Source organism: Caballeronia udeis (genome assembly GCF_001544555.2).
Classification (GTDB): domain Bacteria; phylum Pseudomonadota; class Gammaproteobacteria; order Burkholderiales; family Burkholderiaceae; genus Caballeronia; species Caballeronia udeis.
This window is the reverse complement of sequence record NZ_FCOK02000051.1, coordinates 14,786-29,911: the sequence shown is the minus strand read 5'-3', so window position 1 is coordinate 29,911 and position 15,126 is coordinate 14,786. Positions and strand designations below refer to the sequence as shown.

Here is a 15,126-nt window from a genome sequence, read left to right as displayed (position 1 = left end):
ACAGGCCGATGCCAACACACGTTGGATCGGCTCGTTTGTTCGTCGCGTGTTCTGTTTTGATGCCCGTTAAAACAACGCACTCACCGCCGAATCCTTCCTGAAATGCGCAAGCGCAAAATCAACAAACGAACGCGTTTTCGCGGAGACGTGGCGGCGTCCGGGATACACCAGCGACACCTCCTTGTCGGCGTTACTGACCGCGTAGTCCGTCAGCAGGCGCACGAGCGCACCGCGTTCAATGTCGCCGGCGACATGGCTTTCCGGCAGTGCCGTGACACCCATGCCGGATAACGCGGCTTGTTGCAACATCTGCGAGTTATTGACCGTGTAATCCGGATCGATGACGATATCTTCGTTCTCACCGGTCGCGCCCGTGAACGACCACGTGGACCCGTGTATGTCTGCGGACGGTGACAGGAACGCGTGAGCGGCAAGATCCGCGGGCCGTAGCGGTACGCCGCGTTTCGCGAGGTAATCCGGGGCGGCCACAATCACCGGCGTCACCTTGAACAAGGGCCGGTTGATCAATGTGCCGCTGTTCACCATGCGCGGTACGACAATCCCGACATCGAAACCTTCATCCACCAGATCCACCGGCCGATGCAGTAGCGTGAGACGCAACTTCACACTGGGAAACGCCTCGCGGTACTCGCACAACAGCGGGGTGAGTCCGAACAGTGAAAACGACGCAGATGCCACGAGCTTCAGCGTGCCGGAGGGATCGAACGACGTTTGCGACACAGTCGATTCAATCGCCTCGACCTGTTCTATGACCGCTCGGCAGCCTTCGGCGTAAGACGCGCCGGCTTCGGTGAGCGACACGCTGCGCGTCGTGCGGTTGAGCAGACGCGTATTGAGGTGCACCTCGAGCAGCGCGACGTAACGCGTGATGACAGCGTTCGATAAATCGAGTGCGGCCGCCGCCCGTCCGAACGACCCGGTTTCGGCGACCTTCACGAAAACGCGCATGGCTTGCAGATGATTCATTGACTGACCGATACCAAGAGATAGGTCCCGCACATGTAAAACTTCGGGGGCAGGAAGGACGCAAGTGGCCGCGCTCCGCTTCTCCTGCCCACTCGCACGCGCGATGCTATAGCGACGGAGTTTGCGAAGACATAGGAATAGGACGAAAACCGGCTAAGGCTCTTTTCTGTCGCGCGGTTGCTACTGTCGCAACTCTGCAACGAGCGCAACTAATTAGGTATCCGGATATTAAATCAAGATAACGTCAAAGCCTGACGAGTCATGCGTTTACATGTGTTGAGACTGCATTTTTCGAGTTATTCGAAAAGGTTTTTGTGCTCACCTGGATGGTTTGCCGAAAAGCCCACGCCCTAAACTTTGCTCAGCCGATTCACGGTGTCCGGTGAATTCCGGAGACGAGCCGCCTTGGTGTCACGCAGAAAGGCGTCGCGTTATGCAACCAGTCGAGTCGTCAGACTCATTAAAGGGATCACACATGAAAAAGACTCTGATCGTCGCGGCCGTAGCCGCTTCTTTTGCGACCGCCGCAAATGCGCAGAGCAGCGTTACGCTGTACGGCATTGTCGATGCCGGTTTCACGTACGTGAACAATGAAGTCGCCTCGAACACCGCCAAGGGCAGTGCTGCAGCATTCCGCATGACGAGCGGCAACCTCAGCGGCAGCCGTTGGGGCCTGAGGGGCGCGGAAGACCTCGGTGGCGGCATGAAGGCAATCTTCACGTTGGAAAACGGTTTCAGCGTGGTCAATGGCCAGGCGGGTCAAAATGGCCGTCAGTTCGGTCGTCAGGCATTCGCCGGGATCTCGACGGCTCAATTCGGCACGGTCACGTTAGGTCGCCAGTATGACTCAGTGGTCGACTATCTCGCCCCGATGACGGCTAACGGCAGCTGGGGCGGTACGTACTTCTCGCATCCGTTCGACAACGACAACACGGACAATTCGTTCCGCGTCAACAACTCGGTCAAGTACCAAAGCGCGAACTACTCGGGCTTCACGTTCGGCGGCCTGTATGGCTTCTCGAACCAGGCAGGTGGATTCGGTAACAACCGTGCTTACAGCGCCGGCGCACAATACGCTAACGGTCCGTTCAAGATCGCGGCAGCTTACCTGCAACTGCAAAATCCGAACACCAACATCACATCCGGTGCTGTGACGGACACTGGCGTCCTGGCGACCAATACAATGGCGGCAGTGCAGACGCAACGTACATACGGCGTTGGCGCGAACTATGCGATCGGTCCGGTGACGGTTGGCGGTGCATGGACGCAAAGCCGCTTCCAGTTCGTGATGGGCGATTCCACGGCGCGTTTCAACAACTATGAGCTGAATGGCCGTTATGCATTGACGCCGGCATTGTCACTTGGCGCCGCCTATACCTACACGGACGTGAAGGGTTACACCGCGGGGCGGAATAGCAACGACCACATGAAGTACCATCAGTTCGGCCTGCAGACGGACTACGCTTTGTCCAAGCGCACGGACATCTATGCTGAAGGCGTGGTGCAACTCGCCAAGCAAGGTGCTGAAGCGCAAGTCTATGGCACGAATAACGTCTCAGCCCATGGCAACCAGGTAGTGGTATCAACCGGTCTGCGTCACCGCTTCTAAATTGCTGAAAGTCTGACGTAGTAACGAAAGTAGTAGTGAAAAGGCGCCGCGAGGCGCCTTTTCGCATTTCCGGTCGCGCATCGACTCGGGGTTCATGCGCGCAGGCTTGAGACGAAAAATGCACTACCATGGCGCGTCGATGAGCCTGCGCTTATTACTCTCGTCCTTCGCGGCGGAAAGCAGATGACTCGTCCATCCGTCGGTGACCGGGAGAGTGCAAACATGTTCACGAGATTCAGTCTGCGTAACAGCGTGTTGAGTTTGAGTGTGGTGTTGATGTCGTCCGTAACATCATTGGCGTCGAGCGTGGCGTTCGCCGATACCGTCGCGTTGCAAGCGAATCTGCAGCCATCGAGTGAAGTGCCGCCTCGTGTGAGCAAGGGACATGGGCTGCTGAAAGCCACCTTCGACACCACGACCAAGATGCTGCAGTGGACCGTGACGTACGCCGATTTGTCGGGCCCGGCGACCATGGCCCACTTCCACGGCCCCGCGCCCGTGGGCCAGAACGCGAAGGTGCAGGTTGCTATCGACAAGGATGCGCTGCCCAGTCCTATCACCGGACGGGCTACGCTTTCCGAGCAACAGTCCACGGACCTGTTGGCCGGCCAGTACTATTTCAATATCCACACGGAGAAGAACCCGACCGGAGAGATCCGCGGACAAGTCATGCCGGCAAACTGAGGCCGCTCGGCTGACCGGGCAGTTTTGTGACACGCGGCTTGCCAAGGGATCTTATGATCGACGGGTCCCCCAATGAGGAGCTGCGATGAGTTGGCAAAGTGCGCTCGCGTGCTGGGTTTTACGGCGCTGGACGCGTCCTGAGACGGCGAAACCGGGAATAGACGCCGCAGATGTCGCACGCGCACGCGCGATGGCGTCCAAACGCGTGTGGTCGCCGAAGGTACCCGCTGGCTGGCATCTCGTTGAGCAGTACGGCTCGCACGATGCGCCCCTGCGCGGAGAGTGGCTGACGCCGGAGCAACCTTCCGGCATCACCATCCTCTATCTGCATGGAGGCGGGTACTACTTCTGCTCGCCCGCGACTCACCGCGGGATCGTTTTCCCGCTCGCCCGGCGCTCAGGCGCGCGAACCTTTTCCCTCGACTACCGGCTCGCACCCGAGCATCCGTTTCCGGCGGCGCTGTACGACGCGCTGGCGGCGTACAGAACACTTCTCGCTGATGGCGTGTTACCCGAGCGCCTGGTGATAGCAGGAGATTCGGCCGGTGGCGGACTCGTGCTGGCCACGCTGCTCGCTTTGCGCGACGCCGGTGATCCGCTCCCCGCCGGCGCTGTCACGCTTTCGCCGTGGACGGATCTGGCGGTGACCGGCGCGTCGATCACGACCAACGAGGGCCACGATCCCATGTTCCACGGCAGCGCGTTTGCACCGGCCGGGAAGTTATACGCGGGAGAAACCGACGTACGTCATCCGTACGTATCGCCGTTATATGGGCGGTTCGAAGGATTGCCGCCGCTGTTTATCCAGATAGGCGATACCGAAGTGCTCCTCGACGATTCCACACGCGTGGCAGAGAAAGCCCGGGCGGCGGGCGTGCGCGTCGAGCTCAACATCTGGCCGAAGATGCCGCACGTTTTTCAGATGTTCGCGCCGTTCGTGCCGGAGGCGAACCGCGCGCTGGAGCAGGCCGCGGGGTTCGTGCGCCGGGTGACGGCGCTGCGGGCCGCGGAAACCTCCTAGACGACCACAGCATCACTTCCCGCTCGTTATATCGATGGTCTGGAAAGCGCGCTCGACGGCCAGTTGGCCATATTGGCGCTCCAGCCGGCGCACCGTGAAATGTCCGTGCGCCGTTTGCTGGAAGTGATCGATGAATACCGTGTTGATCATGGCGCCAAGCACCGCACCGATTGCGGGAATCGACTTGGCGGCGACTTGTTCGCTCACCTGCACCGAGAACCGCGACGCCACGGTCTGCAAAAACTTGAGCAATGCGGTCGAACCGTGTCCGCTCAAGCCCTTCGCGGCAAGTTCGCTTGTTGCCTTCGATACCGACTGCGCCAGCGTTCCACGCACGATGAAATAGCCAATATCCGCGCTGTCGTCGCTCGAACTCGGGCCGCCCATGCCGAGCACCATCAGGCATTGCAACTGGGTGTCGATCAGATGCACGTCTTCACCTTCGCTGCGCGCAATGTCGCAGATCGAGCGAAACATCAGCGTGGTGGTGACCGGCAATTCGATCGGCAACGCGAACAACCCAAATGCGCCGCCTGCCGCGCCCGTCGTCGCTACGGCCAGTTTGTGCATCAGGTTGTGCGGTTTTTCCGGCGGCAGCACCACGCCGTCAATCGTGCTTTTACTCAGCGTACGCAGCGCGAGCCGCAGGCATTTCTTTAGCGCGGCCTGAGTCGCTTCGTCGATTTTTTCCTGCGCAACGTTCGGCATTTTCGACATCATCTTTTCGATGGGCGAGCCCACCAGGCTCGCAAGTTTCATCGTGAGCGACGGGCTTTCCAGTGCTTCCTTGGCGCGGCGCAGGGAGGCGAGATCTTCCTGCGAGAGGGGCGAAGCGGCGATTGGCGTCGGTTCCATGGCGAATTTCTAAAAGGTTGAGAAGGCGTCTGGCCTTGGATTAGAGCCTTTCACCGTGCTATGATTCATATTCTGTTGACAAGTCAATCATTGCGGTATCAAAAAATGGCCGTTCATACTGCCGCCCACCACTCAGCGGGACAAGTGCTCCCGTTTCGCGAATCGCTAATGGCGATGTTGGGCATCTGCTTCGTGACCATGCTGGTCGCGCTCGATCAAACCGTGGTCGGCACGGCGCTGCCTACCATCGTCGCCGAACTCAGAGGGTTCGATCTTTACGCCTGGGTCGCCACGTCCTACTTGCTTACATCGGTCATCACCGTGCCTATTTTCGGCCGGCTCGGCGACTATTACGGGCGCAAACCGTTCGTGATCGCGTCCATTGTCGTGTTCACGGTCGCATCCGCGCTTTGCGGCCTCGCCAACAACATGCTGTTCCTCGTGCTCGCGCGCGGCCTTCAGGGCATTGGCGGCGGCATGCTGGTGGGCACCGCGTTTGCCTGCATCCCCGATCTCTTTCCGGACTCAGTCGTGCGCCTTCGCTGGCAGGTCATGATGAGTTCGGCGTTCGGTATTGCGAACGCGGTTGGCCCATCACTTGGCGGGATTCTGACCCAATACTACGGCTGGCGCTCCGTGTTCTACGTGAATCTGCCCGTCGGCCTGCTGTCGGTGTTTTTCGTCTGGCGTTTCCTGCCGCATCTTCGGCATGTCAAGCATGAAGGCAAGATGCGTCTGGACTGGCAAGGCGCGGGCCTGATCGCGATTGCACTGGGTTCGCTGCAATTGTTTGTCGAAATGTTGCCGAAGCACGGGCTGTCGGCGGAGTCGTTGATGCTGCTGGTCGCGAGCGTTGCGTCCAGCTACGCGCTCTGGAAGTGGGAACGGCGTTGCGATTACGCCATTCTTCCCGTCGATATGTTCCGCAACAAGAGCCTGTCCGCGCTGTTTACGCTGGCGATTCTCGGCGGTTTCACCATGTTCTCGCTGCTGTTCTACGCGCCTTTGCTGTTTCAAGGCGGTTTTGGGATGTCGCCGAAAGACGCTGGCCTGATGATTACGCCGTTGGTCGTGTTCATTACGATCGGCAGTATCGTGAACGGCCGGATCGTGACGCGCGTGAAGAATCCCAATGCCATGCTGTTCATTGGTTTTGCGCTGCTCGCGGTGGCGTGTCTCGGCGTGGTGATCGCCACCCGCTCCATGCCGCGTCCGCTGCTGATGATGTTCATGGTGCTGGGCGGAATGGGGCTGGGTTTTGTCATGCCGAACCTGACCGTGTTCGCGCAACTGACGGCCGGGCGCGAGCATCTGGGGATTGCGACGGCGCTGCTGCAGTCGCTGCGCATGATTGGCGGGATGATAGGCACGGCCCTGACCGGCACGCTGATCACTCATCTGTACGCAAGCGGCGTGCAGCTTTCACTCGATAAAGACAATGCCGGCCACTGGTTCAGCGACCTGAGCGATCCGCAGATCCTGATCAATCATGACGCGCAGGCCACGCTGCTGTCGCAACTCGCGACTGCCGGCCATAACGGCGCAATGCTGCTTGAATCGGCACGCGAGTCGTTGGTTGCGGCAATTCACATTGGTCTGGCGGTGGCGGCGCTTGTCGCTGTGCTGTCAGTGTGGCAAGCGCGTCGCGTACCGCCGGTGCGTTTGAAAGGCGCGAAAATCGAACCGGCGATAGTGGCTGAATGAGCTCGATATCAGAAAGCAAGCACGTGCAGAGCGCCACGGGCACGGACGACGCGCAAACGCGCACCACTGAAGCAACCAGCATCAAAGTAGTCAGCCGGGAACCAATCAGCATGGACGAAACGGAACGTATCGCCTTCATACAGCAGTTCGGGCGCACTTATCGTGCGTTCATGCAGGCGTTCGAATCGCAGGTCGGCCATCCAATGCCGCGCTGGCGCATCCTGCTCGCGCTGCACGATCACGCGGGCGAGTTGTCGCAGAAGCGGTTGGTTGAGCGGCTGCGCGTGGACCCGGGCGCGCTTACGCGGCAGTTGAAGACGCTGGAGGCGCTGGGCTGGATTGCGCGCAGTGTCGACCAGCGTGATAACCGGGTATCGAACGTGATTCTCACGGATGCGGGTCGCGCCGTGACCGAAGCCGGCATGCCGCGCCGCAACGAGTTCCTTCACGAGACTCTATCGACGCTTCCGGATGATGCCGTCACGGCGCTTTCCGACGCGTTGCGCGCGCTGGAGCAACGGATTCAGGAAGTTGCCGCTGGAACAACGGCCGAGGTGAGCGGCACGGACAGTGCCGCTCTTCCTGACGAAGCCTAGAACGACGTTTCGATCACTTCCTTCACGCGATATTTTGTATCGACGACCAGAATCTGGCGCCATTTGTCGAACGTGAGGCAGGGGTGCGAGATGTCGAACGCGATCATGTCGCCGACCTTGATGTCGTCGCCCGGCTTGATCCGCAAGTACGCGTGCTGGTCCATCATGCCGAAGATTTCCCAGCCTTCATCGGTCTTGATGTCACGCGGCCATTGCGTACCAGGACGGAAGTGGCGAGCGGGTTCGGGCATGCCGGCGTCGAAGGCGGCATCGCGTTTTCCGAGGCCGATGATCACGCGATCCGGCTCCGGAATCGACTGCACATAGGCCCACAATTGCAGCGCCGGTTTCAACCCTTCGCCCATTTTCTTCGCGATCGGGTTGCGGGCGAAAATCTCGTTCTGCGCTTTCTTGTACACGCCCACGTCGTGCGTCAGATAACAGCCCGGGCGCAGGATCACTTCGATTGCATCGCTATTCGCTTTCGCGAATTCGTCGGCAACAACGTCGTACCACGCCGATCCCGCGCCCGAGAGGATCGCCGGCTTGCGTGCGATCTTGCCCTCGGCGACCAGCGCTCGCGTCACGTCCACCGCGTTCTGTAGAAACGCCCGTACCTTCGATTCGTCCTGCAGCACGCCCTCATACAGCTCGACGCCGGTGAGCTTCACGGCATTGGGCCAGCGAGCGATGGCTGCCAGCACCGCGTCGCGCTGCGCGTCGTCGCGAATACCGGTGCGGCCGCCCGCCACGCCCAGCTCTAGCAGCACGTTCACCTGCTTGTTCACGTCGCTGAAAAACGCGCCGAGCTGATCGACGTTGTCTGCCGAATCCACGAGGCAATGGAACTCGAAACCCGGGTCGGTCAGCAACTCCGCGATCATGCCCATATTGCGTTTGCCGACCAGCTGATTCGCCATCAGCACGCGATACACACCGCCCCGATAAGCCGCCCGCACCTGATGCGCGGTGGCCAGCGTAATGCCCCACGCGCCGGTCTCAAGCTGGCGGCGAAACAATTGCGGCGCCATGGTCGTCTTGCCGTGCGGCGCGAGCTTGACGCCGTATTCGGCCACGAAGGCCTGCATCCACTTCAGGTTGTGCTCGATCCGGTCCGCGTACAGCACGGCGGCAGGCAGGCTTACGTCCTCGTCCAGCAGGTTCCAGTCAAGGCGCGCGGCATCCGCCAGGTGGACGCTTACGCCCGGCACCATGCCCAGACCCTTGCCAAAAGGGTCGATTGTCGCGCTTTGATAGTTTGTAACTTTCATGTGCTGCTACTCCATCGTTCGTTTGTATAGAGTCAGGGGCTTGTACGGCTGTGTTCGATTCAATATCGAGATTGACGCGATAATGGTACAGAAAGTACGATGCGCAAGACATTGTTATTTAGTACCACGCTTGGGTCAAAGGATCTCAATGAACGTTTCGTCCGAACCGCCTGCTTTCGATATCGTCGCCCGGATCGCCGAGCGTGCACCCGAATTGCGCTCGGCGGAACGGAAGGTCGCGGCGCTTATTCTCGACGATTTGACCGGTGCTTCGCGCGCCAGCATCGGTGCGCTCGCAAAAAAAGCCGAGGTCAGCATTGCGACCGTGACGCGTTTTGCGAAGGCGGTGGGATGCCAGGACGTGCGCGAGCTCAAATTGCGGCTGGCCCAGGCGGCGGCGGTCGGCCAGCGCTTCCTGCGCGGTTCGTACGACGAAACCGGTGCGGACGATCCCGCCGATTCGCTCGCCGCCCGTATTTTCGACGATATCCAGACCACGCTCACCCACAATCGCGGCGCGTTGCGCGCAGCGCCAATTGCGGCGGCCGCCGCCGCGCTTGCCGATGCACAGATGATCTACGTGTTCGGCATGGGCGGTGGCTCGACCGCTCTAGCCGATGAAACGCGTTTCCGCCTCGTGCGGCTGGGGCGGCCGGTCGCTTCGTATCAGGACGGTTTGCTGCAGCGGATGGTCGCCGCGACGCTCTCGCGCGAGCACGTGGTGGTGGCGTTATCGGTGACGGGGCAGACGCCGGAGATGGTCGAAAGCTGCCGAATCGCCCGGGAGTATGGCGCGCGCGTGATTGCGCTGACTGCGCCCGCGTCGCCGCTCGCGCAACTGGCCGACTGGCTGATTCCGATCATCGCGAACGAAACCGATTTTATTTACAAGCCGTCGACGTCCCGCTACGCCATGTTGATGGCGCTCGACCTGCTTGTGACCGAACTTGCTGTGAAGCAGGGCGAGACGAGCCGCGAGCTTTTGCGGCGCATGAAACACGCGCTGGATGCTTATCGCGGCGGCGGTGTGGACGAGCGTCAGCCGTTGGGCGATTGATTGGGCTTCCGGGCAAACGCGCGAATTTTCAGGATCGAGGAGATAGAGCATGGCATCGGATGGAGAACACGTCGATACGCTGATCAAAGGCGCACGGCTGATCGACGGAACGGGCGCGCCGGCGGTTCAGCGCGATGTGGCCGTGAAGGATGGCCGGATTGTCGCGATCGGCGAGCTGGGCAACTGGACGGCGGACAACGTTGTGGAGGCAGAGGGCCGGGTGCTGGCGCCGGGTTTTATCGATGTCCATACGCACGACGACACGCACGTCATTCGTTCGCCGCAGATGTTGCCGAAGATATCGCAGGGCGTGACGACGGTGATTGTCGGCAATTGCGGCATCAGCGCGTCGCCGGTGACGCTGAAGGGCGAGCCGCCCGACCCGATGAACCTGCTCGGCGCGTTCGATGACTTTCAGTATCCGACCTTTGCCGCCTATGTCGATGCGGTGAATCATGCCCGGCCGGCCGTGAATGTGGGGGCGTTGATCGGGCACACGGCGTTGCGGAACAACCATATGGACCGGCTGGATCGCGGGGCGTCATCGGAGGAAATCGACGGCATGCGCGCGCAGTTGGAAGAAGCGCTGGCGCATGGTGCGCTCGGGTTGAGCAGCGGTCTCGCTTACGGTTCGGCATTCAGTGCGCCGCCGGAAGAAGTGATGGCGTTGGCGGAGCCTTTGGCCCACGCAGGCGCGTTGTACACCACGCACATGCGCACCGAATTCGACGCGATTCTCGATGCAATGGACGAGGCGTATCAGGTCGGCAAGCATGCGCGTGTTCCCGTTGTGATCTCGCATTTGAAATGCGCGGGGCCATCGAACTGGGGGCGCAGCACGGAGGTCTTGAAGTCGCTCGAAAAGGTGCGGGACGGGCAGCCGGTTGGGTGCGATTGTTATCCGTACAACCGGAGTTCATCGACGCTTGATTTGAAGCAGGTGACCGGCGATATCGAGATCACGATCACGTGGTCGGAGTCGCATCCGGAGATGGCGGGGAAGTTGATTTCCGCGATTGCAGCGGAGTGGGGCGTGACGCAGCAGGAGGCGGGCAAGCGCCTGCGGCCGGCGGGCGCGGTTTATCACAACATGTCGGAAGACGACGTGCGGCGGATCTTGTCGCATCCGGCGACGATGGTCGGTTCCGACGGCTTGCCGAATGATCCGCTGCCGCATCCGCGATTGTGGGGCGCGTTTCCGCGGGTCTTGGGGCATTACGCGCGCGATACGTCGCTGGTGCCGCTCGAGGAAGCGGTGCGCAAGATGACGGGGTTATCGGCGCGACGGTTTGGGTTGTCGGAGCGCGGTCAGGTGCAGGTGGGTTATCACGCGGACCTGGTGCTCTTCGATGCCGACAAGGTCATCGATACCGCCACGTTCGCCGAGCCTCGGCAGACGGCGGATGGTATTGATGCGGTTTGGGTGAATGGCGTGCTGTCGTATCTCGACGGCGCCGTGACGGGGTTAAGGGCCGGGCATTTTGTGGCGCGTGGCGAGGGTTCCAGACTCGACGCGCTCGGGCATTTTTGATTTTGGTTTTTTTGCTTGGAGAGTTTTGAAATGAAGCGATATGGCGTGGAAGGTGGAAAGGGGCAAGGCGGTGCAGTGATGCCGTTTTCCCGGGCGGTGGAAGCGGATGGCTGGCTTTATGTCTCTGGCCAGACGCCGATGGAAAATGGCGAAGTGATCGAGGGCGGGATCGTGGCTCAATCGCATAAGGCGATTCAGAACGTTTTCGCGATTTTAAAAGAAGCCGGATATGGCGCGGAGCATGTCGTTCGATGCGGCGTCTGGCTCGACGATCCGCGCGACTTTGCTTCGTTTAACAAGGTGTTCAAGGAATACTTCGGCGAGCATCCACCGGCACGCGCTTGCGTGGTTTCATCGATGGTGATTGATTGCAAGGTTGAAGTGGATTGCGTGGCTTATAAGAAGGCCGGCGCTTAAGCGCGTTGGCGTTGTTCGCACGGGTGGTATTGTCGGACCACCCGCGTGAAGAGCTTTTACTGCCGCGCCAATCGCGCGTTATCCGGCAATGGCAGATTGAAGTTCGTCCGAAACGGGTTGATATCCAATCCGCCGCGTCGCGTATATCGCGCGTAAACGGCCAGCCGTTGTGGCTTACATTCCCGCATGACATCCATGAAAATCCGCTCGACACATTGCTCGTGGAACCCCGTATGTTCGCGATAAGAAATGATATATCGCAGCAAACCGGCGTGATCGATCGGCGTACCGACATAGCGAATTTGCACGCTGCCCCAATCCGGTTGCCCGGTCACCGGGCAATTGGACTTCAACAGATTCGAAAATAGCGTTTCATCGACTGGCGATTCATCAAAAGAGGCGCGCAATAACGATGGATCCGGCGAATAAACATCAGCGTCCAGATCCAGCCGATCCAGCGACAACCCTTCGAACTCCTCCATCTTGAGCTTCACCGCAAACTCATAAGGCGCGACAAGCTGCACAGAAACATTCGCACCGCAAACAGCGGAAACATCCTTGCGAATCGCAGCCCGAACGTCGTCGACAGAATCAAACGCCGTCTGCGAGAAAGACCCGAGATACAGCTTGAATGACTTCGACTCGACGATATTCGGCGACTCCGCCGGCACGATGAACGTTGCCACCGCGATCTGCGGTTTGCCTTTTTTGTTCAGCCATGAAAGCTCGTAGGCATTCCAGATATCGGTGCCGAAAAACGGCAACTGCGCCGGCACGCCGATAGCCTCGCGGCCAGCAGCCCGCGCGATGGGAAAGAGCAGCGCCGGATCGTAACGTTCGCTGTACTGGACCGGCTTGCCAAGGGGAGAGTGTTCGGGCGTATTCATGATGCGTTCGATATGCCACTCGGAACATGCCCCGTCGCAGTCACGACGCGGGCCGATTCGCAATGGCCAATTTGGTCGTCGAAGAAGAAGTCGGGCTCGAACTTGCCCAGGAACGGGCCTTTGTCCAATCCACCGAGGAACATCGCTTCGTCGATTTCGATGTTCCAGGCCATCAACGTCCGGATTGCGCGCTCGTGCGCAGGCGCTGATCGCGCCGTGACCAGCGCGGTGCGAATGCGCATCCGCGTTGTCTCATGGCTGAGTTTTTGTAGCTTGTGAAGCGCTTCCAGCAGCGGTTTCAACGGGCCGTTCATCAACGGCAATTCCTTCTTGCCCACTTCATGTTCCACAAACGCCGGCAAACCCTGCGCCTGGAACACTTGCTCGGCTTCGTCGGAGAAAAGCACGGCATCGCCGTCGAAAGCGATTCGAATTTCGTCAGGATACCGGCTTGCGGCAAGCGGCGCTCGCGGCACGACTGTCGCCGCGGGAAACCCGGCCGCGAGGGCGCCGCGGACATCGGCGGAATTCGCGGACAGGAACAACGACGCCCGGAACGGCTCCAGATACCCAAACGGCGATCTACCGCGCGTGAACACGCCACGCTCAATCGACAAGCCGTGTTCCTTGCACGAACTAAATGTGCGCAGGCCGCTGATGGGATCGCTGCGCGACAGGATCACCACCTCCACGCGCCGCTCGCCGTCCACGTTCAACGCGAGCAGTTTCTCGATCAGCGAGAACGCGATACCGGGTTTAGCCGGAACATGAAGCCGGGAGCGCTGCAGCTCCTCGTATTCACGCGAATCGCCGGCTTCATAGACTTCGTTCTCTTCTTCGAAGTCAAACAGCGCCCGCGATGAAATCGCGACCACCAGCTTGTCGTCCAGCGTGAAGGCCATGCGCTCGTCCGCTCGTCAGGCCAGGAACAGCTTGTAGACGGGATTCGCGCCTTCGTCCCACCACTGATAACCCAATGTGGCGAGGAACTGCTCGAACTCGACGTTCTCCGACGCCGGCACCTGGATGCCGACCAGGATCGAACTCGTATCCGCGCCCTGGTTCCGGTAATGGAACAGGCTGATATTCCAGTTCGGCGCCATCGACGAAAGGAATTTCATCAGCGCGCCCGGGCGCTCCGGAAACTCGAAACGCAGCAGGCGTTCGTCCTGCGCCAGCGGCGAACGGCCGCCGACCATGTAGCGGATATGTTGCTTCGAAAGCTCGTCGTGACTGAGATCGACCGTGGCAAACCCGTGTTCTATAAACGCATTCGCCATCTGCACCGCTTCGCCGCGCGTCTTGATCTGCACGCCAACGAAGATATGCGCGGCTTTGGCATCCGCGATCCGGTAGTTGAACTCGGTCACGCTACGCGTGCCGACCAGCTCGCAAAACCGTTTGAAACTGCCGCGTTCTTCCGGAATGGTCACCGCGAACACGGCTTCCCGCGCTTCGCCCACTTCGGCCCGTTCGGCGACAAAACGCATCCGGTCGAAGTTCATATTCGCGCCGGACGTCACGGCGACCAGCGTCTTCGCTTCCAGCCCCTCGCGCTCGGCATACAGCTTCGCACCCGCAACCGCCAGCGCTCCCGACGGTTCCAGCACGCTGCGCGTGTCCTGGAAAACGTCCTTGATCGCGGCGCAGAGCGCGTCGGTGTCGACGGTGAGGACCTCGTCGAGCAGCTCGCGGCACAGCCGGAAGGTTTCCTCGCCGACCAGTTTCACCGCCGTGCCATCGGCAAACAGCCCGACTTCGGCCAGCGTGACGCGCTCGCCTGCCGCAATGGATTGCTTCATCGCGCATGAATCGACGGCTTGCACGCCAATGACCCGGATTTCCGGGCGCACGGCCTTCACGTAAGCCGCGACGCCCGCAGCGAGGCCGCCGCCGCCGATCGGGACGAAGATTGCGTGGATCGGGCCTTGATGCTGGCGCAGGATTTCCATCGCGACGGTGCCTTGGCCCGCGATCACGTCGGGGTCATCGAACGGATGGACGAAAGTCAGGCCGCGCTCCTCCTGGAGCTTCACGGCGTGGCCGTACGCGTCGCTATAGGATTCGCCGTGCTGGACGATTTCCACCGTCGGGCCGCCGAATGCGCGCATGGCGTCGATCTTGACCTGCGGTGTGGTGACCGGCACCACGATCACCGCCTTGCAGCCAAGCCGGGTGGCGGAATAAGCGACGCCCTGGGCATGATTGCCCGCCGATGCCGTAATCACGCCGCGTGCGAGGACGTCAGCGGAAAGCTGCACCATCTTGTTGTACGCGCCGCGAATCTTGAACGAGAACACCGGCTGGTTGTCTTCGCGCTTCAGGTAGACCGAGTTGTGCAGCCGCGCGGACAAATTGCGCGCGGGTTCGAGCTCGCTTTCGCGGGCGACATCGTAGACGCGCGCGGTCAGGACTTTCTTGAGGTAATCGGGGTGTGTCATTCCGGAGCCGTTCGCGCGGCTGTGCGCGCCATTTTTGAGAGCGAAAGGGTCAATAATAGCGCAGGG

The 15,126-nt window shown here is 60.5% G+C and carries 14 protein-coding genes; 8 read left to right on the top strand and 6 right to left on the bottom strand.

The genetic code is table 11. The features are described from left to right. Positions 1-66: 66 nt before the first annotated feature. Entirely contained in the window at positions 67-987 is a 921-nt protein-coding gene (locus AWB69_RS29325; protein ID WP_062090335.1) for a LysR family transcriptional regulator, read from the bottom strand. Positions 988-1,462: 475 nt separating this feature from the next. On the opposite strand from AWB69_RS29325, the gene AWB69_RS29320 reads away from it, so the two are divergent. The 3 genes from AWB69_RS29320 to AWB69_RS29310 all read left to right on the top strand — a co-directional run bounded on the left by AWB69_RS29320 (position 1,463) and on the right by AWB69_RS29310 (position 4,301). Then, the gene (locus AWB69_RS29320) at positions 1,463-2,596 is read left to right on the top strand and encodes a porin (protein WP_062090334.1); all 1,134 of its coding nucleotides are present in this window, start codon (positions 1,463-1,465) and stop codon (positions 2,594-2,596) included. A 276-nt stretch (positions 2,597-2,872) separates the two neighbouring features. Beyond that, entirely contained in the window at positions 2,873-3,280 is a 408-nt protein-coding gene (locus AWB69_RS29315; RefSeq protein WP_407923062.1) for a CHRD domain-containing protein, read from the top strand. Between the two features lie 85 nt (positions 3,281-3,365). Continuing rightward, positions 3,366-4,301, top strand: a complete 936-nt coding sequence (locus AWB69_RS29310; RefSeq protein ID WP_062090332.1) for an alpha/beta hydrolase — start codon at positions 3,366-3,368, stop codon at positions 4,299-4,301. 12 nt (positions 4,302-4,313) lie between these two features. Here AWB69_RS29310 and AWB69_RS29305 read toward each other — a convergent pair whose 3' ends face one another. Then, entirely contained in the window at positions 4,314-5,156 is an 843-nt protein-coding gene (locus AWB69_RS29305; protein ID WP_062090331.1) for an EcsC family protein, read from the bottom strand. Positions 5,157-5,261: 105 nt separating this feature from the next. Here AWB69_RS29305 and AWB69_RS29300 point away from each other — a divergent pair, with 105 nt between their 5' ends. Together AWB69_RS29300 and AWB69_RS29295 are read left to right on the top strand one after the other, a co-directional pair. Beyond that, complete coding sequence (locus AWB69_RS29300; protein WP_062090365.1) at positions 5,262-6,860, top strand: MDR family MFS transporter; 1,599 nt, start codon at positions 5,262-5,264, stop codon at positions 6,858-6,860. A 110-nt stretch (positions 6,861-6,970) separates the two neighbouring features. Then, the gene (locus AWB69_RS29295; RefSeq protein WP_062090364.1) at positions 6,971-7,456 is read left to right on the top strand and encodes a MarR family winged helix-turn-helix transcriptional regulator; all 486 of its coding nucleotides are present in this window, start codon (positions 6,971-6,973) and stop codon (positions 7,454-7,456) included. On the opposite strand, the gene AWB69_RS29290 is transcribed toward AWB69_RS29295, so the two are convergent. Next, positions 7,453-8,727: an amino acid deaminase gene (locus tag AWB69_RS29290; RefSeq protein WP_062090330.1), complete on the bottom strand. Its 1,275-nt coding sequence runs from the start codon at positions 8,725-8,727 to the stop codon at positions 7,453-7,455. The genes AWB69_RS29295 and AWB69_RS29290 overlap by 4 nt on opposite strands. A 148-nt stretch (positions 8,728-8,875) precedes the next feature. On the opposite strand from AWB69_RS29290, the gene AWB69_RS29285 reads away from it, so the two are divergent. From AWB69_RS29285 to AWB69_RS29275, 3 genes are read left to right on the top strand one after another with little or no spacing between them, the layout of a single operon-like run. Then, entirely contained in the window at positions 8,876-9,784 is a 909-nt protein-coding gene (locus AWB69_RS29285) for a MurR/RpiR family transcriptional regulator (RefSeq protein WP_062090329.1), read from the top strand. 49 nt (positions 9,785-9,833) lie between these two features. Further along, the gene (locus AWB69_RS29280) at positions 9,834-11,315 is read left to right on the top strand and encodes an N-acyl-D-amino-acid deacylase family protein (RefSeq protein ID WP_062090328.1); all 1,482 of its coding nucleotides are present in this window, start codon (positions 9,834-9,836) and stop codon (positions 11,313-11,315) included. Between the two features lie 30 nt (positions 11,316-11,345). Then, positions 11,346-11,732: a RidA family protein gene (locus AWB69_RS29275; protein WP_062090327.1), complete on the top strand. Its 387-nt coding sequence runs from the start codon at positions 11,346-11,348 to the stop codon at positions 11,730-11,732. A gap of 56 nt (positions 11,733-11,788) precedes the next feature. On the opposite strand, the gene queF is transcribed toward AWB69_RS29275, so the two are convergent. From queF to ilvA, 3 genes are read right to left on the bottom strand one after another with little or no spacing between them, the layout of a single operon-like run. Beyond that, positions 11,789-12,619: an NADPH-dependent 7-cyano-7-deazaguanine reductase QueF gene (queF, locus tag AWB69_RS29270; protein ID WP_062090326.1), complete on the bottom strand. Its 831-nt coding sequence runs from the start codon at positions 12,617-12,619 to the stop codon at positions 11,789-11,791. Further along, positions 12,616-13,521, bottom strand: a complete 906-nt coding sequence (locus AWB69_RS29265; protein WP_062090325.1) for a 5'-nucleotidase — start codon at positions 13,519-13,521, stop codon at positions 12,616-12,618. The genes queF and AWB69_RS29265 overlap by 4 nt, the downstream gene beginning before the upstream one ends. Before the next feature lie 15 nt (positions 13,522-13,536). Further along, positions 13,537-15,060 (bottom strand): threonine ammonia-lyase, biosynthetic, encoded by a 1,524-nt coding sequence (ilvA, locus tag AWB69_RS29260; protein ID WP_062090324.1) that lies wholly within the window; start codon positions 15,058-15,060, stop codon positions 13,537-13,539. Positions 15,061-15,126: the final 66 nt, after the last annotated feature.